Raw genomic sequence first — 25,361 nt, 5'->3', positions numbered from 1 at the left:
TTATATTTGCGGTTCTAAAAAACTAAACATCTTAGAAAATGACGCTTCATAAAGAAGGTACTGGGACGATTTCATTGACAATTATTGGCCTATTGGTTGCCAATGGTATTTTGAGGTATTTTTTACCCGAACAAGAATTACTACATGTTTTATTACTAATTGTAAGTATATTTTTATTTGTCATTGTGGTCCAATTTTTTCGTAAACCAATTCGAACAACACCAATAAACCCCAAACATGTGATTGCACCTGCCGATGGAAAAGTTGTTGTGATTGAAGAAGTTATCGAAACCGAGTATTTCAAAGGACCTCGCAGACAAGTGTCTATTTTTATGTCACCACTCAATGTACATATCAACTTCAACCCTATTGCGGGTATTGTTACCTATGTCAAATATCATGCTGGAAAATATTTAGTTGCTTGGCATCCTAAATCAAGTACTGAAAACGAACGTACAACGATTGTAGTCAAACATCACAATGGAACAGAGGTTTTGTTTAGACAAATTGCTGGTGCTTTGGCACGAAGAATCTGTTGGTATGTAAAAGAAGGACAAGCGGTTGAACAAGGTTCAGAATTTGGCTTTATTAAATTTGGCTCAAGAATTGACATTTTCTTACCATTAGATGCCAAAATTTTAGTAAATATTGATGACAAGCCTGTGGGTGGAGAAACGGTTATTGCAGAGTTATAGTAGAACAACTTCTTAAGCTATCTGAAGAATCAAAGAAGAAAGTCAAACGCTTGATAAATAAATGGCCGAACACAACGACACTGGCAACAAAGCCGAAGCAATGGCTGCTTATTTTCTGGCGAATAAAGGCTATCAAATCCTTGATCAAAATTATACCTTCGGCAAAGGAGAAGTAGATATAATTGCTTTAAAAGACGGTTGGTTGGTTTTTGTAGAAGTGAGAGCGAGGTCAGAAGTAGCCCATGGCTTTCCTGAACAAACGATTTCAAAAAACAAAGCCAATCTTATCATCAAAACGGCAGAAAACTACATTTATCAGAAAGATTGGCATGGAAATGTCCGATTTGATATTATTGCTATTACGGTCGGTGAAAACTTTGAAATTATACAATTTGAAGATGCTTTTTTTTAGTTGATAGTCAATAGACTACCTAAAATAACTCTCCTGTTCTATATTTAGGCAAAATATTCAAGTGTTTATAGGCTTTTTCTGTTGCTTCTCTCCCTCTTGCCGTACGTTTCAAATAGCCTTCTTGAATCAAAAATGGCTCATAAACCTCTTCTATCGTTTCTGCCTCTTCGCCCACAGCAGTTGCAATCGTTGTTAACCCAACAGGCCCACCTTTAAATTTTTCAATGATTGTCAACAAAATTCTGTTATCCATATCATCTAAACCATCTTGGTCAACATCTAATGCCGTAAGTGCCATTTCTGCAATCGCAATCGTTATGCGACCATCGCCTTTTACTTGTGCAAAATCTCGTGTTCTTCGCAATAAGTTATTAGCAATACGTGGCGTACCACGACTTCTACGAGCAATTTCATACGCACCTTCCTCTTCAATTGGCATATTCAGAATAAAGGCTGAACGCTTCACGATTTTGGTAAGCAAGACAGCATCATAATATTCCAAGCGTGAGTTAATACCAAACCTTGCTCTCAGAGGCGAAGTAAGTAAACCTGAGCGAGTTGTAGCACCAATAAGCGTAAAAGGATTCAAGCCAATCTGTACACTCCTTGCATTAGGACCAGAATCAAGCATGATGTCAATTTTATAATCCTCCATTGCCGAGTACAAATACTCCTCAACAACAGGATTTAAGCGATGGATTTCATCAATAAAAAGGACATCAAAAGGTTCTAAATTAGTCAAAAGTCCAGCCAAATCGCTGGGTTTATCTAAAACTGGACCAGAAGTTATTTTGATATTAGCACCTAACTCATTAGAAATAATATTAGAAAGTGTTGTTTTTCCTAAGCCAGGAGGGCCATGAAGTAATACGTGGTCAAGGGCTTCTTTTCGTTGTTTAGCCGCCAAAACAAAAACTTTTAAGTTTTCTAAAATCTTATCTTGCCCTGTAAAATCATCAAAAGAAAGCGGACGCAATGCTTTTTCGATTTCTTTTTCGATGGGTGAAAGTGGTTCGGCATCGCCTGTGATATAATCTTGTCGCATGAAGGAAAGAGAAGTTTGCTTCTTTGTTTAGAAGCCAAATATACGAATTTTTGGGAGATTTAATTCACCAACATTATTCCACCTCGGCGAGTAATCTTTTCTCGATAAGGAAAATATTTACTCCTATAACTGACAACAAAAGCATACATCATTGGAGCCATCACTTTACCATGATAAGTACCGTCCCAAAGAGTGTCTGGGTCATGAGATTCAAAAATTATTTCACCCCAGCGATTAAATATTCTCAATTCAAAGTCAGTAATATGTGCATTTGGAAGTTCAAAAACATCATTGAGTCCATCTCTATTTGCTGTAAAAATTTCGGGAGCAAAAAGGCGAGGTTCACAGCCTTCTTTTATTTCTATTTTGTCGGTGGCAGCACAACTTGTATTATTTGCAAAACGATTTGTCGCTTTGACACTATAATTACCTAAGGCACTTATTGTAATCGTTGGTGTTGTTTCTTTTGTAGGACTCCAAAGATATGCTGGATTATATGCTCGTTGAACTTTTGGGTCAAGCAATAATGTACCTCCCTCAATGACACAGACAAAAGCCGAATCTGGCAGATTTATGATTGGAGATGGTTTGATATAAAGTGTGTCTATTACGTTAAACTCTTTACATTTTTCTTTTAAAGCATTTTTTAAAATCGGAATGTTTACATTTTTACTTACAACTGTTTCGGAATAAACAACAACTTTTAGCTTTACGATATATCTGCCTGATTTTTCATAGGTATGAGATGTACTTTTTCCCGAACCGGCAGTACCATCACCAAAATCCCATGTTATTTCTCCTTTCATCGGGCTACATATTCCTTCTGTTGAAAAAACGGTTGGTAATCCTTGACAAGTACCTTGATATGTTGCACTAAGACCTTCACCATCTTGTTTTGGTTTTGCTTGAATGACATTTGGAAATCCAAAAGCACTGGTTCCCAATACTTCTGCACCAAAACCAGAATTGATTGGTTGATAGCCAACAATACTGGCATTTCCTACAAAATCAGGTTCTGAAATATATGGAAGAATAGTACTTCCATCAACGGCCATATAAATGAATTTTTTTCCAACACCGCTTATCGGTCCCATCTGCAATGCTCCGTACGCTTGCGTTTTTGATTTATCTATTTCTATTTTTTTATTAGCAATATCAACAGGATTTTTTAGATTTAAATTAAGTTGATATAAATAAGAAGTTTCTCCTTTTTTGGGGTCTCCACGAAGCGTAACGTAAAGTTTTTGCTCATCTTCCGAAAACTCAACACCATAAACATTTGGAGGGGCAGCACCCAAGTCGATAGTCGTTGGTGAATTCCCCAAACGTCCTGTTGTTTGGTCAACATCATATACTTCAATATAATTTTTACCACCAACCGAAATAGCAACTGCCATTTTAGCTCCTGTAAGTGAAAGTTTCATATACCCTTTTTCACTGGTAGCATCGTTAAAAGCCATTCCTACCTTCTGCACTATTTCTGTTGTTCCTGTCGAATCTATTTTTAAAATTCTAAAAGTATTTGTTCCTGAATCATGCGAATAAATAAAATACCCTGTTTCATCTTGCGTTCTGATAGCTGTCAATCGTTGAGATGTTTGGAAGTTTACAGGAATATCTTTTTCCACCACAGCCCCATTGCCATTGTTTCGACGTAAATCTATTATACTATATGAAAGCAGTCCTGTTGTTCTATTAATAGTATAAACATAATATAGATGATGTGGACATTCATTACATGAACTTTTAGGAATAATGACTGATGATTGGGTTGCATCGTTTGTTCCCCCCAAATCACTATTTGTCAATGGTGGAAATGCAGCCAATGGATTATCATCTTTGCCATAAATTTTTACACCATCGGTATAAAATAATAATGAACCGAATGGGTCATACACCATTGCTGCACCTTCAGGAGAGTCAATCGGATTGCTTTTTGTTGCATCCGCAGGAAGAAATATTGGGCTTGGTTGTTCTGGGTCGCCAAATAAATCACCCGAATCGGCAAGCGTATCTTTGGGCATAGCTGGCGAACCTTGTGTCTGAAAATCTAAGGTTGCACCTTTTCCAAAATACCATTTTTCAGAACCCCCGCCTCCCGATTCTTGTAAACAAAACTTAACATTGATTTGAGCAGTTCGTGAACAACCCCCAGAAGCATCAAAAACTTCAACCGAATAACATCCTGCCGAATCTACATCAATTGTTTGAGTTGTTTGGCCTTTTGGAAACCAAAGAAAAGTTGCACCTGGTGGTGGCGATTGTAAAAGATACGGGTCTAGTTTTAGGGTTTTCCCATCACAAAGTGTAGTATCAGCTTTCTTTTTCTTGAAAAACAAAGGTTGCTTCGGTGGTGTGCTAATCGTGATTTCTTTTGTTACTGGAGCTTGAATTATACCTTTTACAGTGCGAGTTAAGGTAACTATATATTTTCCCGGTGTTGCATAATTGTATCTTGGATTACGTATAGTAGAGACGTCTGATGTTGTGCTTGGATCACCAAAATCCCAAAGCCAAGCAGTAGCATCTTTTTCAGTATCAAAAAATGCCGTAGGCTCACTACAATCAGTACTTTGAGCATTGGGCAAAGTAGGTGTAGTCGGTGTCGCAGAACCGACACAGAGCTTGCCACCCACATAAAACTGACTAAAAGCTTCGAGAGAGCTATATGAAAATGTGGCAATTAGAAAAAAAATCTTAAGTTTGTTGCCAATACGACCCCGCATAATTCGTTAATTGTTAGGCAATTAGATAAACGGATAAGTTAAGGTGTTGGTTTTAAAATTAACGTGTTTTGAAATAAAATTATTTGAATCAAACGATAAAATTACACATCGGATTCAAATTTTATCAATAATAAGACCAATAACACTACAAAGACGGAATTTTACAAACAAACGTTACAAAAAGTATTGAATTGATGGTTAAATCCGTTTAATAATTATTTAAGATTGATTTGGAATGAAATTTGCTTAAAAATAATTTCGTTAGATGCTTTTAATATAGGCAATGAAAAAACTTTATTTAGGAATTATCCTGTTGTCTTCGGTTTGCTTGAATAGCATGGCTCAAGACCCACAATTTTCGCAATTTTATGCGGCACCTATGTATCAGAATCCTGCATTTGCAGGAGGAGCTTATGCTCCTCGTCTGATTGCGAATTATCGAAATCAATGGCCTTCTATCAATGCCAACTTTGTAACGGCAGCCTTTTCGGTTGACCATTATATAGAGAGGCTCAATAGTGGAATTGGGGTGATGGTAGTCAATGACTCGCAAGGACCAGGAAGACTAAAAAGCACCGATGTCAGTGGTTTATATTCTTACCAGATTCAAATCGGAGAAGAAAACTTCCTACGTTTGGGAGCTCAAGGTACTTATTCCAATAAAAGTTTAGACTATTTAGGCCTGACTTTTGGTGACCAATACAGAAATACAGGTTTTACTGGAAATCCATCCAATGACCCTTTTGCTGACAAAAACAATCTTACTCCTATAAAATTCGTAGATTTTAGTGGTGGTGCTTTATTTTATAACAGCAAAAGCTGGTTAGGAGTTAGTGTACACCACATCAATCGACCAGCTTATTCATTTCTTACATCAGGAACTAATTCAACTGTTCCTGGTTGCCCAACAGGCGATTGTTTACCTCGAAAACTGAGCGTAAGTGGTGGTTTAAAAATTCCTTTAGCAAATCCTTATTCTGGAGCAGCAAATGCCGATAAAGAGTTTAATATTTCGCCTGCTTTTTTATATAAACGACAAGGGCAATTTGACCAATTAGATTTAGGTTTTTATGCTACTTATTCGCCTTTGACTGCTGGGGTTTGGTATAGAGGTATTCCTATTAAAAAGAAAAACATTACTCGTACCAATAATGATGCCTTAGTGTTTTTGGTTGGTTTTCGTCAAGATAATTTCTCGATTGGATATAGTTATGACGTAACCATTTCGAGTTTAGGATTCTCGACTGGAGGCTCTCATGAAATTTCAATTGCCTATCAATTAGACCCACTTGAAAGGGACGGTCAACGAAAAAGAAGAAACAAAAAAGAATTATCTTGTCCAAAATATTGATTTATAAAAAGAATATTTTGTTTTTTACCTAAAAGGTTTGGCTATCCAAGCCTTTTTTGCGTTATATTGCAATATAATTCGTAAACATTCTAAAAACCAACTCTAAAACTTTATGGAAAAAAGTATTTGGCGAAAAAAGCCGATGTCCGCTTATGAAGCAGATATTAAAAACAATCAACTTAAACGAGTAATGGGCAAATGGAGCCTAACTGCAATTGGTATTGGTGGTATTATTGGCGGTGGAATATTTGTACTAACGGGTACAGCTGCTCATTATCATGCAGGCCCAGCTTTGGCACTTTCTTTTATCATAGCAGGTATTGGTTGCGTTTTTGCAGCACTTTGCTATTCTGAATTTGCTTCTATGCTACCTGTTGAAGGCTCTGCTTATGCCTATGCTTATGGTACAATTGGTGAGCTTTTCGCTTGGATAATTGGTTGGGGGCTTATTTTAGAGTATGCAATGGGTGCTATGACTGTTGCGGTTAGTTGGTCGGGGTATTTTAATAAACTTTTACATTTATTTGGAATAGAAATTCCTTATTATTTACGCAACGACCCTTGGTCAGCAGCAACTTACGCTCAAGCCAACAACATTGAACCGTCTTCTTTTGCCTTAAATCTTCCTGCTTTTATTATCACTTGGGTGGTAACGTGGATTTTAGTAAAAGGTATTAAAGAAGCGGCAAATACTAATAATCTAATTGTGATTTTAAAATTGGCGGCTATTATTTTCGTAATCCTTGTTGGGGTATTTTTTGTTAACTTCGACAACTGGCATCCATTTATTCCACAGCCAGAGATGATTATGCACGATGATGGTATTGCAAAAGAAGCTTATGGCATCAAAGGTATTTTTAGTGGTGCGGCGGCTATTTTCTTCGCCTATATAGGTTTTGATGTTGTTTCTACTTCGGCGGGTGAAGCAATTAATCCTAAAAAAGATGTGCCATTTGCGATTATCGCTTCTCTTTTGATTTGTACTGTTTTATATATCATGGTTTCGTTGGTATTAACAGGAATGTTAAATTACAAAGATATTACTGGTGATGCTTTGAAGGCTCCTGTTGCTTATGCTTTTGATAAAGTTGGTCAACCATGGGCAGTATTTATTATTACGGCTGCTGCAACGGCTGGTTTGATTTCAGTAATGTTAGTAATGATGTTGGGTCAAACACGTGTATTTTTAGGAATGGCAAAAGATGGTTTATTGCCAAACTTCTTTAAAGAAATACACCCAACTTTCCAAACACCTTGGAAAAGTACCGTTTTAGTTGGGATTTTGGTTTCTATTGTTGCTTCATTTACTCCTATTGGTATTTTGAGTGATATGACAAGCTTTGGAACACTTTTTGCTTTTGCTATGGTCTGCTTAGCGGTATTAATTCTTAGATTTAGAGAACCAAACCGTGACCGTCCGTTCAAAACGCCATTACTAAATATTGTAGCACCATTAGGTATCATTACAAATTTTGCTCTTATGGCCTTATTAGATGGTAAAGCACAAAAGTTTGCTATCATTTGGATGATTGTTGGCTTGGTAGTTTATTTCATTTACAGTCGTAATAAAAGTAAATTGAATGATTAAGACCGCATAGATTTTCATTCAATTATATAAAAAAGCAGTTTCATATTCTGAAACTGCTTTTTTTATAGGTATGCCTTCTACTTTATTAATTACAATCTAAAATAATTGCCCGAAAAACTGCTCCAGATTTTGCTTCAAAACCTGGTAAAAGTTCAACTTTTGTTTTGGCATTATAATCTATTTTACCATTTAATTGCACTTTCTGAATACTTTGAATCGATTGCTTACTTGCATATAATGACTCTGTATTAGTAACAGAACCGTTTAATGATAAACTATTAGGGAAACAAGAAGAAACAATAACATTTTGAGACAAAGAATTTGGACTGATACAATGAAGCGTTTTACATTGAACAGTATATATATTTGTTGAAACAGGTGTAAAAGTCAGTGGGTTTGTATTTGCTCCTGTTGACCAAAGGTAACTTCCATTGCAATTCGCTCCTGTAAGCGTTAAGCTATCATTTGGGCGAACTTGTGTTGCCGAAGCGGTGAAGTTTGGCGTTGTTGGTAAAGAAAATACTGTTAAATCAATAATTGGACTAAAAAGTGTTTTCATAGAAGACTTTCTAACATTTGCAGCAAAACGTGCAGCACTTACCGTGATTGTAGATAAACTGTCTAATGTTCGCCAATTTAAGTTTTCGTACCCTACTGGAGAAATATTTGTATATTGGCAACAGCCACTATAATTAAAACCCAAAGACTCTTGTAGTGTATTTTGTCGGTTTGACCATGCAAATTTACTATAACCTGTTGGCACACTAAGCGTTATTGGGCTCGATGGGGTTGATGGCGTACAACTTAATGAAACAGAAATCAATGGTGAAGCCATCATTGGGATTGAGTTTGAAAAAAAGGTAGCATTAAGATTGTTGTTCCAAGCGTTGGCAAATTCTATTTGACCAGCATAAGTATCAAAGTGTGTTCCATCTGTTCGATTAGCAGAACCATTTATCAAGTCGGTGTTGGGGCCAGCAAAAACCATAGGAACAGGTAGATAATTAGGGTCATTATTGAAGCCCGATATTAAAGCATTTTGGCCAAATATTGGGCCTTCATAGGTGGCTGAATTACTCATCGAAACTCTTGCAATCATCCACGCTAAAGAATTATGTTCTGCATTCTCTCTTGACTTATTAATGACATTTTTTATATTATTATAATAGGTGGCTAAATCTGTATTTTGGTCACTTTCTCCTTGATGCCACAGTACCGCTCTAATTCCTGTTAAACTACCATAGTATGCAATACTATTTTCCAATGCACGATAAGGAGCTCCTAAATCTTGACGCATCCAACTTGGCCCATCAAAAGGTAAGTTTTGTGATGATTTACTCCATTGCTCACTCGACGTTCCTCCATGCCCAGCTCCAAAAAAAAGAATTGGAACATTTAATCTTGTTGCTAATAAATCACCTAATTTCCCCCATGCCCATGGCACATAATGAAATGGCCCAATACTATTTGAGTCTCCACCCATTTGTGTAAATCCAATAGGTAGTTTGTTGTAATCCGATAGAGCGTTGTCATAGTTAACCGAGTTAACTCGGTCATCTGTAGCGGGTGTGCTAACACCCGCTCCTCCTTGTGCATTCGATTGTCCTGCAATAGCAAACACCTCACCAACACCTACTTTTTGTAGTGTTTTTGTATCAATTAATACATTATTTAAAAATGCCTTTACTTCCAACTGATACCAGCCCCCTGTCACAGAAAGTGTTCCTGAATAGTAACCATTGCTCGGGTTTGTTTGAATAACAGTCCAATTGGTCGTTGAACCTCCTTGTAAAGCTACTGCTCTTGCTTCAACTCTATCAATTGTAGAATAGTATGTACCTGCGATATTAATATTTGCTTGATTAGAATTATTTCTTTGAAAAATCATTCGTTCCAATGGGTGTGTTATTGAAATTTGAGCTGAGACCTCAAAATAAAACACAACAAAAAATACCCTAAGAAGGGTTAATACGTTGTTTACTTTCATAGCTATTTTATCTATTCTTTTTTGGCTACTATTTATTAAAGGCTAAATTTTACTTCTAAATAACTAACAAATTTGAGAAAAATCATTCAGGAAAAGAAATTTTACCCATACTTACACTAGGCACCCCCTTTCTTGAACCAAAATTTGTTTCCCCGCCAGCAACTGCTTCATTAGCAAGTGTTGCAAATAGAACGGCTTCTTTGGCATCACCAGAAATCCCTAATTCGTCTGTTTTTTTAAATATAAAATTTGGCAACAACTCTCTCAAATAATTCATAATCAAAGGATTATGTACTCCACCCCCACTTCCATAAATACTAAATGATTCTCGTTTTAAAAAACCGATTGCTTCGGCAATTGTTTCTGCTGAAAATCTACAAAGGGTGGCTAAAATAGCTTCATGCGAAAGTTCTGTTGTATGACTCTGATCTTGAGCATTAATCAAATATTCTAAATTAAATAACTCTGGCCCAGTTGTTTTAGGGAATGGTTTTCCAAAAAACACATCTCTTTTTAATGCCTTTAGTAATTCTTGATTGATTTTTCCTTGACTTGCGATTTTAGCATCTTCATCATAAGCCAATCCAAAGTGTTTTTTCACATAAGCATCAATTATGGTATTTCCCGGGCCCGTATCTGTTGCAAAAACCTCATTGGCATCAAGGTTTCCAGCAAGATAGGTGAAGTTTGCAATTCCTCCCATGTTGAGTAAAATACGATTTTCGCCTTTTTTCGAGAAAATCAAATAATCGCCATATACTGCCAATGGAGCCCCTTCACCACCTGCAGCACAATGCTTTTGCCGAAAGTCTGAAAATGTGATAATACCTGTTTTTACTGCAATATGATCACCATCACCTATTTGAAGTGTTGCATTCGGAAATTTTTCAAGTTTGTGTAAGATTTTGGGAGCATGGAAAACGGTTTGTCCATGACTGGCTATCAAATCAACTTTTTCGGATAAAATCTGCCATTTTTTTAAACAGTCATTGACAATTTGACCATGAAGATTGCCAATCCAAGGATTCAAAACACATAATTGTTGAAAATCAATCGTTGTTTTAGCAAATATTTTTCTTATTTCGTCTTTTATGGCGTCTTCAAAACTTACTGTTTCAAAAGCAACGACTTCTACTTCGGTTTCACCACCACTTCCCCTAAATTTACATAAAGCTACATCAAGGCCATCCATTGATGTTCCTGACATTAAACCAATAATCAATCGTTCTTCTTTTTTAGCAATTTTATAAAGGTTGTCGATATTTTTATTCATATTCTTATTTTTCCGACAAATTTAAACCTTTTAGATGCGATTAAAAACGATTTGCTCGATTTACTGAATTTAGGTCTTTATACTAAATTATCTATTCTAAGCAAACATACTATGATTGATAATAAATCTAAAATCTAACAAGTTTTTACTATTTTTGAATATCCAATATTTATTTCAATCATCAATCATCTATTCAACCATGTTTAAAAGGTATTTTTTCTTCACAATTGGACTATTAGCAATCATTCTTGCCTGCCAGAAAACTTTGACTTATACACCTTTAGCAGAAAGATATATTCCTGATTATAAATTAGACCGACTCGAAAATGAAATCGTCAATTATGAGAAAGCAGATGCTGCTATCGGTATAAACAAACTACAAGGGCAGATTGTATTTTATGGCAGTTCGAGTATTCGCCTTTGGAAGAGTTTAAAGGAAGATTTTGCTCCACTTCCTGTCATCAATCATGGTTTTGGTGCTTCAACTTTTCCCGAAATGATCTATTATGCCGACCGCATGATTGTTCCGTACAATCCAAAAATCTTAGTTCTTTACTGTGAAAATGACCTTTTTATGGGAAAACCGCAAAAGTCGTCCGAACAAGTAATGGACGCATTTGGAGAGTTGGCAACTTTCATTCAAAATCGTTTACCAAAAACCAAGATTTTTTATATTTCGATGAAACCTTCGATTTCAAGAAAAGCGGATTGGTCTAAAGTACAAAAAGCTGATGAGTTGATAAATGATTATATCAAAAAACATAAAAACTTCACTTATGTAGATATTCGCCCAGCCATGTATCGCCCAAATGGAAGTATTAATGGCGATTATTTTGTAGGTGATAGCCTTCACATGAAACCAAGTGGTTATGCTGAATGGACAAAAATCATTAGACCGATTCTCTTGAAAAACTATTAACTAAGTACGATGGAGTTCCCACTCCGTCTTTTAATGGATTAAACACCATCATATCAAATATTCAACCTTAAAAGCTTATAATCTAATGAAGAAACTCTTTTTTATTCCCTTATTACTATTTTCAAGTTTGGTCTTTTCTCAACCAACTACCCAACTCATCAAAGTAATTGTGGCTCCAGATCATGATGACTGGACTTACAAAATTGGCGAAAAAGTAACTTTTTCGGTAACAGTTTTAAAATGGGGAAATCCACTAAAAAACACTAAAATCACTTACCAAATAGGCCCTGAAAAGTTTGAGACAAAAAAAGATAGCAGTATGTTAAAAGATGGTGTTATCAAATTAGATGGCGGAACAATGACAACTTCGGGTTTTTTAAGATGTACTGTCATAGCGAAAGTTGATGGTAAAGAATATAGAAATTTGGCAACTGCAGCTTTTGAGCCTGAAAAAATTCAACCTGCCGTGGAGATGCCAAGTGATTTTGCTGAGTTTTGGAACAAAGCTAAAGCAAACCTTGCCAAAGTACCTATCGATGCCAAAATGACTTTGCTTCCTGAGCGTTGTACTGAAACGGTGAATGTTTATCACCTCAATCTGCAAAATTACCGTGAAAATGGTACTGTTCGACTTTATGGAATTTTATGTGTACCTAAAAAAGATGGAAAATATCCCGCCTTACTACGTGTACCTGGGGCTGGTGTGCGACCTTACGGTGGTGATGTTAGAACTGCCGAAAAGGGCATTATTACCTTAGAAATTGGTATTCATGGCATTCCTGTAACGATGGATGCAAGTGTTTATGCTGATTTGGGGGCTGGGGCTTTGAGTAGTTATTGGACTTACAATTTAGACAACCGTGATGCTTTTTATTATAAAAGGGTATTTTTAGGCTGTATTCGTGCCAATGACTTTTTGGTGAGCATGCCACAATTTGATGGTACAAACTTAGCTGTAACAGGTGGAAGCCAAGGTGGAGCTTTGTCAATTGTTACGGCAGGTCTTGACTCTCGTGTAAAATGGGCCGCACCAATTTATCCTGCAATGGCCGATATGGTTGGTTATTTAAAAGGCAGAGCTGGTGGTTGGCCGCATATTTTTGATAAAAATAATGCCCTGAATAATACAGAAGCAAAAATCAAAACTGCGTCTTATTACGATGTCGTCAATTTTGCTAAAATAATGAAAATCCCTTGTATTTATTCGATGGGCTTCAATGATGAAACTTGTCCACCAACATCTATGTGGGCAGCTTATAATTCAATTTCTTCGCCAAAAGAACTAAAACTTTATCAAGAAACTGGTCATTGGACTTTTCCAGAAGAAAATGAAGTTGTTACGAATTGGTTATTAGACAAGCTTATTAAAAAATGAAGTTTAACGCCTTTCCTGTAGTCAGATATTTGTTGTTTTTTATTTTGGGAATAACTGTGTATTTACAAACACGTTTGTTTTTCCAAAATATCAATTACTTGATTGGTATCTTATTACTCTTTTTTGGTATTTCTATTAATTTTCGGAAGTCGATGGGCAGCATTCCCCTACTTCGGGGGACTATCTTGATGCTTATTCTATTTTTGGCTGGTTGGTCATTGACTTATCAAAAAACAGCTATCAATCAGCCAAAACATTTTACAAACCTTCCAACATTTACTCATTATCAAGCCATTATTACTTCAAATGTTGAAGTAAAGCCCAAAACTTATAAAGTAGAAGCAGAAATAAATTCGATAAAAATTGATGGAAAATGGCAAAATTCGACTGGAAAAGTTTTGCTTTATTTTAATCGAGAAGCTTCAGAAAAGCCCCAATATGGCGATATTTTTTTATTGAAAAATATGCCTCGTGAGGTAGAAGCTCCCAAAAACCCAGAAGAATTTGATTACCGTCGTTTTTTGGAATACAAAGGTATTTATGCTCATCATTTTTTGTGGGGAAAAGAATATATCAAAATCGGGCATGAACCGCCCTCTAAAATTCTAGCTATTGCCTACAAAGCCAATCAGTATGCAGATAGTGTTTTTAAAGCAAGTATTCAAACACCCAATGAATACGCCGTAGCCAATGCGATGGTTGTGGGTTTGCGAGATGATATTGATAGTGATTTGCTCAATGCCTATTCTGCTTCAGGAGCAATTCATGTACTTTCTGTTTCAGGAATGCACGTTGGAATCTTATTTTTATTTCTTGGATGGATTTTCGGTTGGATAAAAAAGCGTGGAAAATACGGCAAACAAATTTTTACTGCTTTGATTATCAGCATTTTATGGGCGTATGCCGTTTTCACTGGACTTTCCTCGACGGTACTTCGGGCAACAGTAATGTTTTCATTTATTCAACTCGGAACAGCACTTGACCGTCGCCAAAACATTTATAATACGTTGGCTATTTCGGCACTTTTATTACTTTGTTGGAATCCTTATTGGTTGATTGATGTGGGTTTTCAATTGTCTTATTTAGCAATTATCGGCATTGTTTTCTTACATCCGTACTTGAATCAATTGGCTACGCCCAATAATCTAATTGTTAGAAACATGTGGGAAGGGTCGGTTGTTTGCTTTTCTGCACAATTGTTTACTTTTCCGCTAAGTGTTTATTATTTTCATCAATTTCCTGCCTATTTTCTTATTGCAAACCCTTTTGTTGCGTTTTTCTCTTTTTCGGTATTACCTGCAGGTTTGGCGTTGTTGTTTTTTGCAAAGATTCCGATTTTGTCAAGTATCATTATTTTTATTTTAAAATACTCTTTACTTTGGCTCAATAAAAGCATTTTTATTGTAGAAAAACTGCCCTTTGCCACACTAACAGGTTTTTCTATTTCTATCGTAGAAATGTTTATGCTTTATGCCATTATTCTTTTGGGTGTTTTGTTTTTTCTCCGCTCCGAAATAAAATATCTGCGATTTACTTTATTGATTATCACCATTTTAGCTTGTTACAATATTTTTGAAGATTACAAACAAAGTAACCAGAAAACGCTTACTTTTCATTTCATTCCCAAAAAATCAGGAATGAGTATTATTGATGGAAAATCAGCTACTTTCATTGCAGATTCAACACTACTCGAAAGTCCAAAAATCTATAATTTTCATCTTAAAAACTACTATGATAAGCATGGTATTTCAAACAAGAACTTCTTGAATGCTGGTCAATATGCCAACAAGCAAGGTATCAGCTTTGTAGATTTTGAAGGGAAACGAATTTTGTGGTTACAGCAAAAATTCAAAGGGAATTTGGAAGGAAATGCTGATTATGTATTGCTTTCAAATAATGCGATTAGAAAACTTAGTCCTGCATTTACAAAATTTCAAACAAGTATGATAATTGTAGATGATTCAAACAAACGTTATGTTGTAGAAAACCTCAAGCATCAAGCGGATAGTTTGCACCTTAACTTGATTTCTTTGTACGATACTGGTGCTTATTCAATAGGTGGAAACCAATAAATTAAAATTGTTTCCTGCGACTACGCGGGAAACAATTTTGATATTTTTATGCTAAATTCTTTTCTTTCCCTTTGGTAAAAGTATAAACTAATATACCAACTCCAAGCAAAACGGCAGGAATACTTAGAATTTGCCCCATGTTCAATGCCATTTTGTCTTCAAATGCTTCTTGGTTTTCTTTCAAAAACTCATAACAAAAACGTAAACCAAAAACCCAAATCAAGAAGATACCAAGTAAAAGTCCTTGTGGCGTTTTTTCTTTGAAACGATTCCATAAATAAAATAAAATACCAAACAGAACTAAACAAGAAAGTGCTTCGTATAATTGTGCAGGGTGGCGAGTAAAACTTTCAGGAGTCATTCTAAGCGAGCCATCGGGATTTAAACTAAAAAGATTAAATCGAAACGCCCACGGCAGGTTACTTTCTTTGCCTACAATTTCGTGGTTCATTAAATTTCCTGACCTGATAAAAAAACCTGCCAAAGCTACTGTAATTACAATCCTATCGGCTACCCACAAAAAAGGCTGGTCCTTATGCTTACGAGCATAAATAATCAATGCTGTAACAATTCCGACCAACGCTCCATGGCTTGCCAACCCAGAATAAGGAGGCGTAATCATTTCTAAAAGAAAAGTACCTGGGTTTTTTAGAAAACTATCAAATTCATAAAAGAAATAATGTCCAAATCTTGCTCCAATAACGGTTGCAATAATCATTACGAACAAAAGTGTATCTAAGTCTTTTTCTGGTTTTCCTTCTTTTTTAAAGATATTTGCCATGATTTGGTAACCAAGCAAAAATCCAGAAGCAAAAAGTAGTCCGTACCAGCGTAGTTCAAAACTACCTAACTTTACAATAATTGGATTGACATTCCAAGGGATTTCTAAAAGTATCATTTAACGTTTGGATTTGAAATTTCCTCAAAAATATGAGTTTTATCTGATAGCTTGCGTAATTTTGTTGCTCATTGTTAAAAATCTCATATAAAAGCTGATTTTTTAACTTTTTTTATGAAAATTTTTGTTAAAATTTAAAAGAACCAATTGCTACGGCAAAATTTTGCAGATGAAAATAAATATAGGAATTATTGGCGGTGCAGGTTATACAGGAGGCGAATTGCTCCGTATATTGCTCAATCACCCACAAGTAAACATCAATTTTGTTAATTCAAAAAGTCAAGTAGGAAAACCTGTTTATTCCACACACGGCGATTTATTAGGTGAAACAGATTTGTTATTTTCAGATGAACAATCTTTTGATAAGGTTGATGCAATCTTTTTATGCTCAGGGCATAACGAATCAAAAAAGTTTTTAGCCGCAAACAATGTTCCTACAAATGTAAAAATCATCGACCTCAGCACCGACTTTCGTGATGAAAGCAATGGCTTTGTTTATGGTTTACCAGAATTACAAAGAGAAACCATCAAAAATGCTACAAAAATAGCCAATCCTGGTTGTTTTGCTACGAGTATTCAGTTGGCTATTTTGCCTTTAGCAAAAGCAGGATTAATTAAAGACGATATTCATGTAAGTGCTATTACAGGTAGCACGGGTGCGGGACAATCACTTTCGGCAACAACACATTTTAGTTGGAGAAACAATAATATTTCGATTTATAAGGCCTTTACCCACCAACATTTGCAAGAAATAAATCAAAGCATCAAAGGTTTACAACCAAGCTTTGAAAACTTGATAAATTTCATTCCTTACCGAGGGAATTTCACTCGTGGTATCATGGCTAATGTTTATACTAAGTTTTCGGGAACGCTCGAAGAAGCTAAAGAATTATACAAAAACTATTATGCTTCACATCCTTTCACTCACATAAGCGACCAAGAAATTGATTTGAAACAAGTGGTTAACACCAATAAATGTATTTTACACTTAGAAAAACATGGTGATAACTTGTTGATCAGCAGCATCATAGATAACCTAACAAAAGGTGCATCGGGACAAGCTGTACAGAATTTAAACTTAGCTTTTGGTTTAGAAGAATCGGCTGGCTTGAAGATGAAATCTGTTGGATTTTAACTTCGTACAACAAGTTTCCAACTTGTTCACGCGGAACGACTCTATTAAACAAGTTGGAAACTTGTTGTACAAAAAAACCACCTTTAAACAAGGTGGTTTTTCTTTACTTGAATATTTTTTACTTCTCCATCAAAGCCATTACATCTTCTGAAATACCAGTATTTACAAAACCACCATCGTGGAAAAGGTTCTGCATTGTCACCATACGAGTAAGGTCTGAAAATAAAGTAATACAATAATCTGCACAAGATTCAGCTGAAGCATTACCTAAAGGAGCAATTTTATCTGCAAAGTCAAAGAATTTATCAAAACCACCAATACCTGAGCCAGCCGAAGTTTCGGTCGGAGATTGAGAGATAGTATTTACACGTACTTTTTTCAATTTTCCATAACGGTAGCCATAGCTACGAGCAATGGATTCCAACATCGCTTTTGCTTCAGCCATGTCGGTATAAAAAGGGAAAGTACGCTGTGCTGCCATATAGGACAAACCAACTACTGATCCCCATTCATTGATGGCATCTAATTTCTCTGCTGTTTGTAGAAATTTATGGAATGAGAGTGCAGAAATATCAACACTTTTTAAAAACCAATCATAGTTTAAATCTCCATAAGCTTTTCCTTTACGAATATTTGGAGACATTCCGATTGAGTGCAACACAAAATCAACTTTTCCGCCAAAATGTTCCATTGATTTATTATAAAGATTCTCAATGTCTTCAACTGAAGTAGCATCAGCAGCAATGATTGGGGCTTCACAAACCTCTGCCAATTTATTGATTTCGCCCATACGCATTGCTATTGGAGCATTTGTTAAAACTATTTTTGCTCCCTCTTCATGTGCTTTCAAAGCTACTTTCCAAGCGATTGATTTTTCATTTAATGCACCAGAAATGATGCCTGTTTTACCTTTAAGGAGTCCGTATGCCATGATTTTGAATTTACTACGGGGTCGCCCGTGCGATTACGATTTACGATTTACGAATAATCTGTGTATTCTTGTATGCTCACTTTTGTATTTGAAGCTCAAAGGTAACTATTTTCTAAAAAATAAAAAATTGCTGTTTTATTACTTCTTCTTTTCCAAAAATAAAACCGTTGGTCTTCACTTCTACAAGAGTGGTCTAATCTGTTTTGATTTTAGAAATTATTATTCGTATTTTTGAATAAATACTTTCACCTATAACTCGCATCAACCCTCCTTATGAAAACTACGCTACATGGTTTTCTAGTCTTTATTATTTCCTTCAATATTGCAGCCCAAAGTAAATTTACTTTATCTGGAACGGTAACGGATATTGTTTCGGGGCAAGCTTTGCAAGGAGCGGGTATTTTTTTCTCAGGTTTATCAGGTGGAATGCAAACAGATAGTGCTGGGAAGTTTTCTGCAAGATTACCCAAAGGAAGATATACTGTCACTATACGTTCATTGGGCTATAAAGTTGAGACTTTTAATGTTGATTTGATTCAAAATGTTTCAAAATCTGTGCAGCTTTCTACTCGTGTGGGCGAACTTGCTGAGGTCGAAATAAAAACGACTAAAGAAGACCGAAATATCAAGGAAACCCAAATGGGCGTGGTAAAACTTGAAATGAAAAATCTCAAGAAAATTCCAGTAGTTTTTGGCGAATCTGATATTATTAAAGCCCTTACTTTGCAACCTGGGATTACAACAGTTGGCGAAGGTGCGGGGGGCTTCAATGTTCGTGGTGGACGAGTTGACCAAAACTTGGTGCTTCTTGATGGTATGCCTATCTACAATACTTCTCATCTTTTGGGCTTTTTAAGTAGTATTAATTCAGATGCTTTGGCTGGTGTTTCTCTTTATAAAGCTGGCGTTCCCGCCCAATATGGTGGTCGTTTATCATCTTTATTAGAAATGAATACAAAAAGCGGAAATGCTGAAAAACTCACAGGTTCGGTTGGTGTTGGTTTGATTACGAGTAAAGTTGTGCTGGAAGGCCCGATTCTAAAAAACAAAATTACTTTCATGGTGGCGGGAAGAATTGCCTATCCTAATTTTATGATTAAGCAATTTCCTACTCCTTCCGACCGCAGCAAAGCTTTTTTCTATGACTGGAATGGAAAAATTCAATATAGAATCAACACAAAAAATATCTTGACGCTCAATAGTTATGGCAGTTATGATAATTTCAAATTTGCTGATGATACGCTCTATTTCAGCAAAACGCAGACGCTTAGTTTGCAATATAGTAGCAATATCAGCAAAAAACTTTCACTCAATTTTCAAGGAGTTTATTGTGGCTATCAATTTGGTACACAAGGCTTAAAAAATGAATATGAATTTACTTTAAACTCTGGAATCAAACATGCTGAGTTACGAGCTTTTGCACTTTTTACCCCAAACGAAAAGTTAAAAACTGAAATTGGTATCAATGCGATCAATTATAATATCAACCAAGGCGATTTACAGCCAGATAAACCAACCTCTAATATTATTCATTTAAAACTACCTAATGAGTTTGCTCGTGAAGTTTCTCCTTATTTGAGTTTTGACTATACTATTAATTCAAAAATTAGTTTACAGGCAGGAATTCGATATTCTACTTTTCAGAATTTAGGCCCTAAATTAGTTTACAATTATGCCGAAGGTCAATCTCGAACTACTCAAACCATTCAGGATAGTGTTTCTTTTACCAAAAATCAAACGATTCAAAAATATGGTGGACTTGAACCTCGACTTTCGTTGCGGGTTGCTGTCACAAAAACAACAGCCCTAAAATTGAGTTATCATCGAATGCGACAATATGTTCATTTGATTTCAAATACTACTGCCATTTCCCCTATTGATTTTTGGAAAGTTTCTGATACGCATATTCCGCCCCAAATCGCTGACCAAATTGCCTTAGGGGTTTTCAAAAACTTCAAAGAAAATATGTACGAAACATCTATCGAAACTTATTATAAAGACATTCAAAATTTGGTTGAATATAAAAACGGAGCAAGGTTATTTTTCAATCCAAATCTCGAAACTGAGCTTTTGGCAGCAAAGGGTATTGCTTATGGCATTGAAACAAGTATTCAAAAAAATAAAGGGCGTTTGAAAGGTAGTTTGGCTTATACTTATTCCAGAACTTTGGCTCGTGTAGCGTCCGATTTTCCAACCGAGCAAATCAATCGTGGACTGTGGTTTCCTTCTACATTTGATAAACCACATAATTTAGCTCTTTCTATTCAACATTTTATTAATAATGGCTGGACTTTCTCAGCCAATTTTGTCTATGCTTCTGGTCGCCCAGCTACTTATCCCGACCGCACTTATCGACTTTTGGGGAAAACAGTCATTGATTATTCTTCTCGCAACCTCGACCGTATTTCAGATTATCATCGCCTTGACATGGCATTGCTAAAAGATACTCGAAAAACTACCGACCAAAAACGCTATAAAACCTTTGCTTTTTCATTATACAATGTTTACGGTCGTCGAAACCCCTACTCTATTTATTTCGTACGCTATAATAATTCTATTCGTTCGTATCGTTTATCGGTTTTTGGAAACATCATTCCTGCCATATCTGTCACATACAATTTTTAGCACGATTTAAAAGATTGATGAAATTACCAAGATTTTAAATAAAACATATAAAATCTTGATTAGATAAAATTTATTATGAAAAAATATACTTTATTACTTTTTATTGCTTTTGTGTTTTTGATTTCCTGCGTTGAACAGGTAGAGTTACCTTACCGTAACGAAGAACCTAAATTAGTCGTTGATGGAGAAATTACTAATGAAGCACCTCCTTATAGTCTTAGGTTGAGTTATTCAGGAAAGTTTGTTTCTGGTAGTATTATCACCTCTAATTTGGCAGTCAATGGAGCACGAGTTATTTTGACTGATGATAAAGGTACTTCTGTTCGTTTTCGTCAAAATATTTTTGAACCTGCTCTTTATCAAACGGACATTAATTATAAATGTGAAATTGGTCGCTCTTATTCCTTACGAATAGAACTACCCGATGGAAAAGTATATATTACAAAGCCCCAACTGATGAAAGGTATCGCACCTATTTCTTCTATTTCTGCTGATAAAAACAAATACTTCATTCGTTTTTATGTAGATACTAAAGACCCCGAAAATTCGGCAGATTTTTATCGGTGGAAAAGTTATTCTATTTCTTTGAAAACAACTGGTGGAAGTGCTTCTGGTGGCAATGGCACGTGTAATTTCTCATGTTGGACATATAATCGAGAAGATGCAGCAAATATTTATTCGGATAAATATATCAATGGTAAAGAAATCAAAAAGCGTTTGGTTCAGTATTCGCCTATTGATGCTGCTGCTCCACTTTCACTGCATTATGTTGAGGTAAAACAAATGTCTATTTCGCAAGAAGCGTATTTATTTTGGCAACAATATGAGGAACAAAAAACTCGTACAGGAAGCATTTTCGACCCTTTGCCTTCAACAATCATTGGCAATGTGGTGAATGAAACCAATGACAAAGACTTTGCTCTTGGTTTTTTTGGTGTTTCGGGGGTAAGTACCAAACGATTGAAAGTTGACCCAGCAAGTTTACCTTTTTCAGAAGAAGTAAGTATTGACCTTCGCCCGCCAGCTGTAATTACAACCAAACCAAATACAAACTGTCAAACCACCTATCCAAGCTTCGGTTGTACACCTCCGATAGATTGGAAATAAAATGTTTTTATGAAAACTTTCTTTAAAATACTTATAATCAGTTGTTTATTCGTTTTTTCTTGCCAAAAAAACGGAGTTGAACTCGTTGATATAACAACGCCTTCTGAAACAGCTCCTACATATACGCCTGATTCGCCAATGTGGAAGAAGTTAGTTTCCCCATCAAACACACGATTTAATAATGGTGTGATAAAGACAGAACAAGAAAATCTCTATTCTTGTGTAATGGTTAGAATAGATACGCTAAACGACCATTTAAAAGTTGATAATTTTAGTCATATCAGTATGATGGGAAATATTGATGCTCAAACAATTATTTCAGGAGAATACATCCCTGAAAATAATTATTGGGTTGTTAATAAAACAGAATCAACTCCTCGATATTCACCAATTTTATTAGGTCCATTTGCCGCCGAAGGTAGATTTGGCATTGTTAACTATTTCTCTCTGTTAGGCTCTGGTTATTCCGTTGATGAAAGCTATCCTTCGGGCTTTAAATTTATTAAGGATTGGTGGTTGCAGTCTAATTTTAACCAAACAGGGGATATTGTAAATGATGCTATCTTGACGGGTTTTATGGCCAATAATGCAGGTTATTTCCTTGAGAATGACACTAAAAAACAACTTTGGTTTATCAACAATGGTCAGATTTATGAAAAGAGGAAACCATTCTCAGGTAATTTTCTTGGTAGATTTGCTACCACATCGGCTAAAATCAATGGAAAGGACTATGGTTATTTACTTTCTGAAAGTCAAGATGAAAAAGTTAAGTCACAAGAGTTTTACCAGTATAATACAGTAACAGATACATGGTTCCGAAAAGCCAATTTCCCGGGAGAAGACCGCTATGAAGGTGTAATTTTTGGAATCAATGACAAAGTATATTACGGACTTGGACAGAGCAAAACTGAGGCAAAGGGCTTTAGAGATATTTGGCAATATGACCCACAAACCGATAAATGGATTAACTTTGCCACCTACCCAGGCAGTGGAAATATCAAAGTTTCTACGGCTTTAGTTTCAGGAAAAGTATATATAGGAATGGGCTACTACGTTGCTAAAACCAATATAAATACTGAAAAATATATTGGAGTTTCTGATTTTTGGCAATTTGTGCCAAGTTTGAAGTAAAATTAAAAACCGCCTCTCAAAGCAGAAAGACGGTTTATTGATTTTTAGTTGTTGATTCTAAGCCATTTTTAATTTACCATATTCATTAAAAAATGTATTTGTTTTCCTCAATCATAGCATCAGCCACACGACGACGTGCATTTTTGAGGTTCATCGGTTCAATTTTCGTGAACCTTTTCAAGCCCATGAGCATTACTCTTAGTTCATCGCCTTCAGCAAAAGATGTAATTGCTTCACGTCCTGCGTTATTTACTTTAGTTACAGCTTCATTCAAATAAATTAATGCCATATCTTTTTGCAATTCACAAGCCGCTTCACCTTTGATACCTATTAATTTTTCTACTCTTAATAATGCTGATTCAGCTACATATATTTCTATTGCCATATCGGCCACATTCATCAAAATTTCTTGTTCGTTTGAAAGCGTCATCATAAATTTCTGAACTGCTGCACCCGAAACCATCAAAGCTGCTTTTTTCAAGTTTTTCAATACTTTTTTCTCTGCTGCAAAAATTGTTTCGTCATCAGAAGCACTAAAATCTGGAATCGACATAATTTCTTTGCCAACTGCCATTGCTGGCCCCATCAAGTCGATTTCACCTTTTAAGGCACGCTTCAATAGCATATCTACAATCAACATACGGTTGATTTCGTTTGTGCCTTCAAAAATTCGGTTGATACGTGCATCACGGTAAGAACGCTCCATCGGAGCATCTGCCGAATAGCCCATACCTCCATACACTTGCAAACTTTCGTCAACTACATAATCCAAAACCTCCGAACTATGTACTTTCATGATGGCACATTCAATGGCAAATTGTTCTAATGCTTTTAATTTTGCTTCTGCATCATTCAAGCCTTGTGCTTTTAGGTCTTCGATGGCATCATCAATATTTTGTCCTGCACGATAATTGGCTGTTTCTGATGCAAAAATACGAGTGGCCATTTCTGCCAATTTGTATTTTATTGCTCCGAAAGTTGCCAAAGAAACACCAAATTGTTTACGCTCATTGGCATATTTAATAGCATATTCCAAAGAACCTTTCGAACCGCCAATCACCGCAATACCCAATTTAATACGACCAATATTTAAAATATTTACAGCAATCTTAAATCCATTCCCACGACTTGAAAGCAAGTTTTCGACAGGAACATGACAATCGTTAAAGAAAACTTGACGAGTATCTGAACCTTTGATACCTAATTTATGCTCTGGCTCATTCATTGTGATTCCACCGAAAGATTTCTCAACGATAAATGCCGACAACGTTTTATCATCATCAATTTTTGCAAAAACAATAAACAACTCTGCAAAACCACCATTGGTAATCCACATTTTTTGACCGTTGATGATATAGCTTTTGCCATCTTCCGACAAAACAGCTTTCGATTTCGCAGCATTTGCATCCGAACCAGAATCTGGCTCTGTTAAGCAATAAGCAGCTTTCCATTCGCCCGAAGCCAAAAGTGGTAAATATTTAGCTTTTTGCTCTTCATTTCCATAATAAACAATGGGCAAAGTTCCGATACCCGTATGTGCTGATTGAGCAACCGAGAACGAATGACCTGTTCCGAGAGCCTCAGCAACCAACATTGAGGTATTGAAGTTCATTCCGAATCCACCATATTCTTCTGGTACGGCTACGCCCAAAAGCCCTAATTCGCCAGCCTTAGTCATTAAAGATGACATAAAATCTGGAGATTTTGCTGCATCAATTTCGTTGAGATGTGGGTGAACTTCTGTTCTCAAGAAATCACGGCAAGTGGTGGCAATCATTTGTTGCTCCTCAGTAAATTCTTCTGGAATGAAAATTTGGTGAGCTTCTACGTCTTTTATCAAAAATTCGCCACCTTTTATCGATGCTTTGTTTTCGGTTGCTGTCATGGTATTTTGAATTGAATATGAGCGTTAAAAATGGTATGCGTGCATACTGTTGCAAATATAAAGAATTTTTAAATTGTTATGCAAGCATACTAATAAAAATATTTTTTGTTTTATCATTTAGTACTATTTAGCTATAATTTTTAGAAAATTGGCCAAATATTTTTTTTGTGATACAACTATTTAATAAGCCGTTGCATTGTCTCAAT

At 35.8% G+C, this 25,361-nt stretch carries 18 protein-coding genes; 11 read left to right on the top strand and 7 right to left on the bottom strand.

Going from position 1 to position 25,361, the window contains the following annotated elements; all coding sequences use genetic code 11:
- The first annotated feature begins 38 nt into the window (after positions 1–38).
- Both ACQUQZ_RS00090 and ACQUQZ_RS00085 read left to right on the top strand, forming a co-directional pair.
- Positions 39–695, top strand: coding sequence for a phosphatidylserine decarboxylase family protein (locus tag ACQUQZ_RS00090; protein ID WP_435352489.1), 657 nt, complete (start codon positions 39–41; stop codon positions 693–695).
- Positions 696–756: 61 nt separating this feature from the next.
- The gene (locus ACQUQZ_RS00085; protein ID WP_435352488.1) at positions 757–1,107 is read left to right on the top strand and encodes a YraN family protein; all 351 of its coding nucleotides are present in this window, start codon (positions 757–759) and stop codon (positions 1,105–1,107) included.
- A 19-nt stretch (positions 1,108–1,126) separates the two neighbouring features.
- Here ACQUQZ_RS00085 and ruvB read toward each other — a convergent pair whose 3' ends face one another.
- Positions 1,127–2,152, bottom strand: a complete 1,026-nt coding sequence (ruvB, locus tag ACQUQZ_RS00080) for a Holliday junction branch migration DNA helicase RuvB (RefSeq protein ID WP_435352487.1) — start codon at positions 2,150–2,152, stop codon at positions 1,127–1,129.
- 59 nt (positions 2,153–2,211) lie between these two features.
- The gene (locus tag ACQUQZ_RS00075) at positions 2,212–4,878 is read right to left on the bottom strand and encodes a PKD domain-containing protein (protein WP_435352486.1); all 2,667 of its coding nucleotides are present in this window, start codon (positions 4,876–4,878) and stop codon (positions 2,212–2,214) included.
- Between the two features lie 283 nt (positions 4,879–5,161).
- Here ACQUQZ_RS00075 and ACQUQZ_RS00070 point away from each other — a divergent pair, with 283 nt between their 5' ends.
- The gene (locus tag ACQUQZ_RS00070; protein ID WP_435352485.1) at positions 5,162–6,229 is read left to right on the top strand and encodes a PorP/SprF family type IX secretion system membrane protein; all 1,068 of its coding nucleotides are present in this window, start codon (positions 5,162–5,164) and stop codon (positions 6,227–6,229) included.
- Between the two features lie 112 nt (positions 6,230–6,341).
- Positions 6,342–7,817, top strand: a complete 1,476-nt coding sequence (locus tag ACQUQZ_RS00065; protein WP_435352484.1) for an APC family permease — start codon at positions 6,342–6,344, stop codon at positions 7,815–7,817.
- 85 nt (positions 7,818–7,902) lie between these two features.
- Here the strand turns inward: ACQUQZ_RS00065 and ACQUQZ_RS00060 are convergent, their stop codons facing one another.
- Both ACQUQZ_RS00060 and ACQUQZ_RS00055 read right to left on the bottom strand, forming a co-directional pair.
- On the bottom strand, positions 7,903–9,705 hold the full coding sequence (locus ACQUQZ_RS00060) for a 3-coathanger stack domain-containing protein (protein WP_435352483.1): 1,803 nt from the start codon (positions 9,703–9,705) through the stop codon (positions 7,903–7,905).
- 181 nt (positions 9,706–9,886) lie between these two features.
- Positions 9,887–11,077, bottom strand: coding sequence for an anhydro-N-acetylmuramic acid kinase (locus tag ACQUQZ_RS00055; RefSeq protein WP_435352481.1), 1,191 nt, complete (start codon positions 11,075–11,077; stop codon positions 9,887–9,889).
- 199 nt (positions 11,078–11,276) lie between these two features.
- Between ACQUQZ_RS00055 and ACQUQZ_RS00050 the strand changes: the two genes are divergently transcribed.
- The 3 genes from ACQUQZ_RS00050 (at position 11,277) to ACQUQZ_RS00040 (ending at position 15,443) form a co-directional block, all read left to right on the top strand.
- Positions 11,277–11,996, top strand: coding sequence for a GDSL-type esterase/lipase family protein (locus ACQUQZ_RS00050; RefSeq protein WP_435352479.1), 720 nt, complete (start codon positions 11,277–11,279; stop codon positions 11,994–11,996).
- 85 nt (positions 11,997–12,081) lie between these two features.
- Entirely contained in the window at positions 12,082–13,371 is a 1,290-nt protein-coding gene (locus ACQUQZ_RS00045) for an acetylxylan esterase (RefSeq protein ID WP_435352478.1), read from the top strand.
- On the top strand, positions 13,368–15,443 hold the full coding sequence (locus ACQUQZ_RS00040) for a ComEC/Rec2 family competence protein (RefSeq protein ID WP_435352476.1): 2,076 nt from the start codon (positions 13,368–13,370) through the stop codon (positions 15,441–15,443). Before ACQUQZ_RS00045 ends, ACQUQZ_RS00040 begins: the two co-directional genes overlap by 4 nt.
- 46 nt (positions 15,444–15,489) lie before the next feature.
- Here ACQUQZ_RS00040 and lgt read toward each other — a convergent pair whose 3' ends face one another.
- Positions 15,490–16,341, bottom strand: coding sequence for a prolipoprotein diacylglyceryl transferase (gene lgt / locus ACQUQZ_RS00035; protein ID WP_435352475.1), 852 nt, complete (start codon positions 16,339–16,341; stop codon positions 15,490–15,492).
- A 169-nt stretch (positions 16,342–16,510) separates the two neighbouring features.
- Here lgt and argC point away from each other — a divergent pair, with 169 nt between their 5' ends.
- Complete coding sequence (argC, locus tag ACQUQZ_RS00030; RefSeq protein ID WP_435352474.1) at positions 16,511–17,476, top strand: N-acetyl-gamma-glutamyl-phosphate reductase; 966 nt, start codon at positions 16,511–16,513, stop codon at positions 17,474–17,476.
- Positions 17,477–17,594: 118 nt separating this feature from the next.
- On the opposite strand, the gene ACQUQZ_RS00025 is transcribed toward argC, so the two are convergent.
- Positions 17,595–18,407: an enoyl-ACP reductase FabI gene (locus ACQUQZ_RS00025; protein ID WP_435352473.1), complete on the bottom strand. Its 813-nt coding sequence runs from the start codon at positions 18,405–18,407 to the stop codon at positions 17,595–17,597.
- Between the two features lie 273 nt (positions 18,408–18,680).
- On the opposite strand from ACQUQZ_RS00025, the gene ACQUQZ_RS00020 reads away from it, so the two are divergent.
- The 3 genes from ACQUQZ_RS00020 to ACQUQZ_RS00010 all read left to right on the top strand — a co-directional run bounded on the left by ACQUQZ_RS00020 (position 18,681) and on the right by ACQUQZ_RS00010 (position 23,270).
- Positions 18,681–21,032, top strand: a complete 2,352-nt coding sequence (locus ACQUQZ_RS00020; RefSeq protein ID WP_435352471.1) for a TonB-dependent receptor — start codon at positions 18,681–18,683, stop codon at positions 21,030–21,032.
- 75 nt (positions 21,033–21,107) lie between these two features.
- Positions 21,108–22,139 carry a DUF4249 domain-containing protein gene (locus ACQUQZ_RS00015; protein ID WP_435352469.1) on the top strand — a complete coding sequence of 344 codons (1,032 nt, stop codon included), beginning with the start codon at positions 21,108–21,110 and terminating at the stop codon, positions 22,137–22,139.
- Positions 22,140–22,148: 9 nt separating this feature from the next.
- On the top strand, positions 22,149–23,270 hold the full coding sequence (locus tag ACQUQZ_RS00010; protein WP_435352467.1) for a hypothetical protein: 1,122 nt from the start codon (positions 22,149–22,151) through the stop codon (positions 23,268–23,270).
- Positions 23,271–23,355: 85 nt separating this feature from the next.
- Here ACQUQZ_RS00010 and ACQUQZ_RS00005 read toward each other — a convergent pair whose 3' ends face one another.
- On the bottom strand, positions 23,356–25,155 hold the full coding sequence (locus tag ACQUQZ_RS00005) for an acyl-CoA dehydrogenase family protein (RefSeq protein WP_435352465.1): 1,800 nt from the start codon (positions 25,153–25,155) through the stop codon (positions 23,356–23,358).
- Positions 25,156–25,361: the final 206 nt, after the last annotated feature.

The sequence above is a fragment of the Emticicia sp. SJ17W-69 genome, assembly GCF_051209875.1.
In the GTDB taxonomy this organism is placed as follows: Bacteria; Bacteroidota; Bacteroidia; order Cytophagales; family Spirosomataceae; genus Emticicia.
This window is presented reverse-complemented; position numbering and strand designations above follow the sequence as displayed.

Coding starts and splice junctions, on each gene's coding strand:
- ACQUQZ_RS00090 (WP_435352489.1), top strand. CDS start 39: ATGACGCTTCATAAAGAAGGTACTGGGACGATTTCATTGACAATTATT.
- ACQUQZ_RS00085 (WP_435352488.1), top strand. CDS start 757: ATGGCCGAACACAACGACACTGGCAACAAAGCCGAAGCAATGGCTGCT.
- ruvB (WP_435352487.1), bottom strand. CDS start 2,152: ATGCGACAAGATTATATCACAGGCGATGCCGAACCACTTTCACCCATC.
- ACQUQZ_RS00075 (WP_435352486.1), bottom strand. CDS start 4,878: ATGCGGGGTCGTATTGGCAACAAACTTAAGATTTTTTTTCTAATTGCC.
- ACQUQZ_RS00070 (WP_435352485.1), top strand. CDS start 5,162: ATGAAAAAACTTTATTTAGGAATTATCCTGTTGTCTTCGGTTTGCTTG.
- ACQUQZ_RS00065 (WP_435352484.1), top strand. CDS start 6,342: ATGGAAAAAAGTATTTGGCGAAAAAAGCCGATGTCCGCTTATGAAGCA.
- ACQUQZ_RS00060 (WP_435352483.1), bottom strand. CDS start 9,705: ATGATTTTTCAAAGAAATAATTCTAATCAAGCAAATATTAATATCGCA.
- ACQUQZ_RS00055 (WP_435352481.1), bottom strand. CDS start 11,077: ATGAATAAAAATATCGACAACCTTTATAAAATTGCTAAAAAAGAAGAA.
- ACQUQZ_RS00050 (WP_435352479.1), top strand. CDS start 11,277: ATGTTTAAAAGGTATTTTTTCTTCACAATTGGACTATTAGCAATCATT.
- ACQUQZ_RS00045 (WP_435352478.1), top strand. CDS start 12,082: ATGAAGAAACTCTTTTTTATTCCCTTATTACTATTTTCAAGTTTGGTC.
- ACQUQZ_RS00040 (WP_435352476.1), top strand. CDS start 13,368: ATGAAGTTTAACGCCTTTCCTGTAGTCAGATATTTGTTGTTTTTTATT.
- lgt (WP_435352475.1), bottom strand. CDS start 16,341: ATGATACTTTTAGAAATCCCTTGGAATGTCAATCCAATTATTGTAAAG.
- argC (WP_435352474.1), top strand. CDS start 16,511: ATGAAAATAAATATAGGAATTATTGGCGGTGCAGGTTATACAGGAGGC.
- ACQUQZ_RS00025 (WP_435352473.1), bottom strand. CDS start 18,407: ATGGCATACGGACTCCTTAAAGGTAAAACAGGCATCATTTCTGGTGCA.
- ACQUQZ_RS00020 (WP_435352471.1), top strand. CDS start 18,681: ATGAAAACTACGCTACATGGTTTTCTAGTCTTTATTATTTCCTTCAAT.
- ACQUQZ_RS00015 (WP_435352469.1), top strand. CDS start 21,108: ATGAAAAAATATACTTTATTACTTTTTATTGCTTTTGTGTTTTTGATT.
- ACQUQZ_RS00010 (WP_435352467.1), top strand. CDS start 22,149: ATGAAAACTTTCTTTAAAATACTTATAATCAGTTGTTTATTCGTTTTT.
- ACQUQZ_RS00005 (WP_435352465.1), bottom strand. CDS start 25,155: ATGACAGCAACCGAAAACAAAGCATCGATAAAAGGTGGCGAATTTTTG.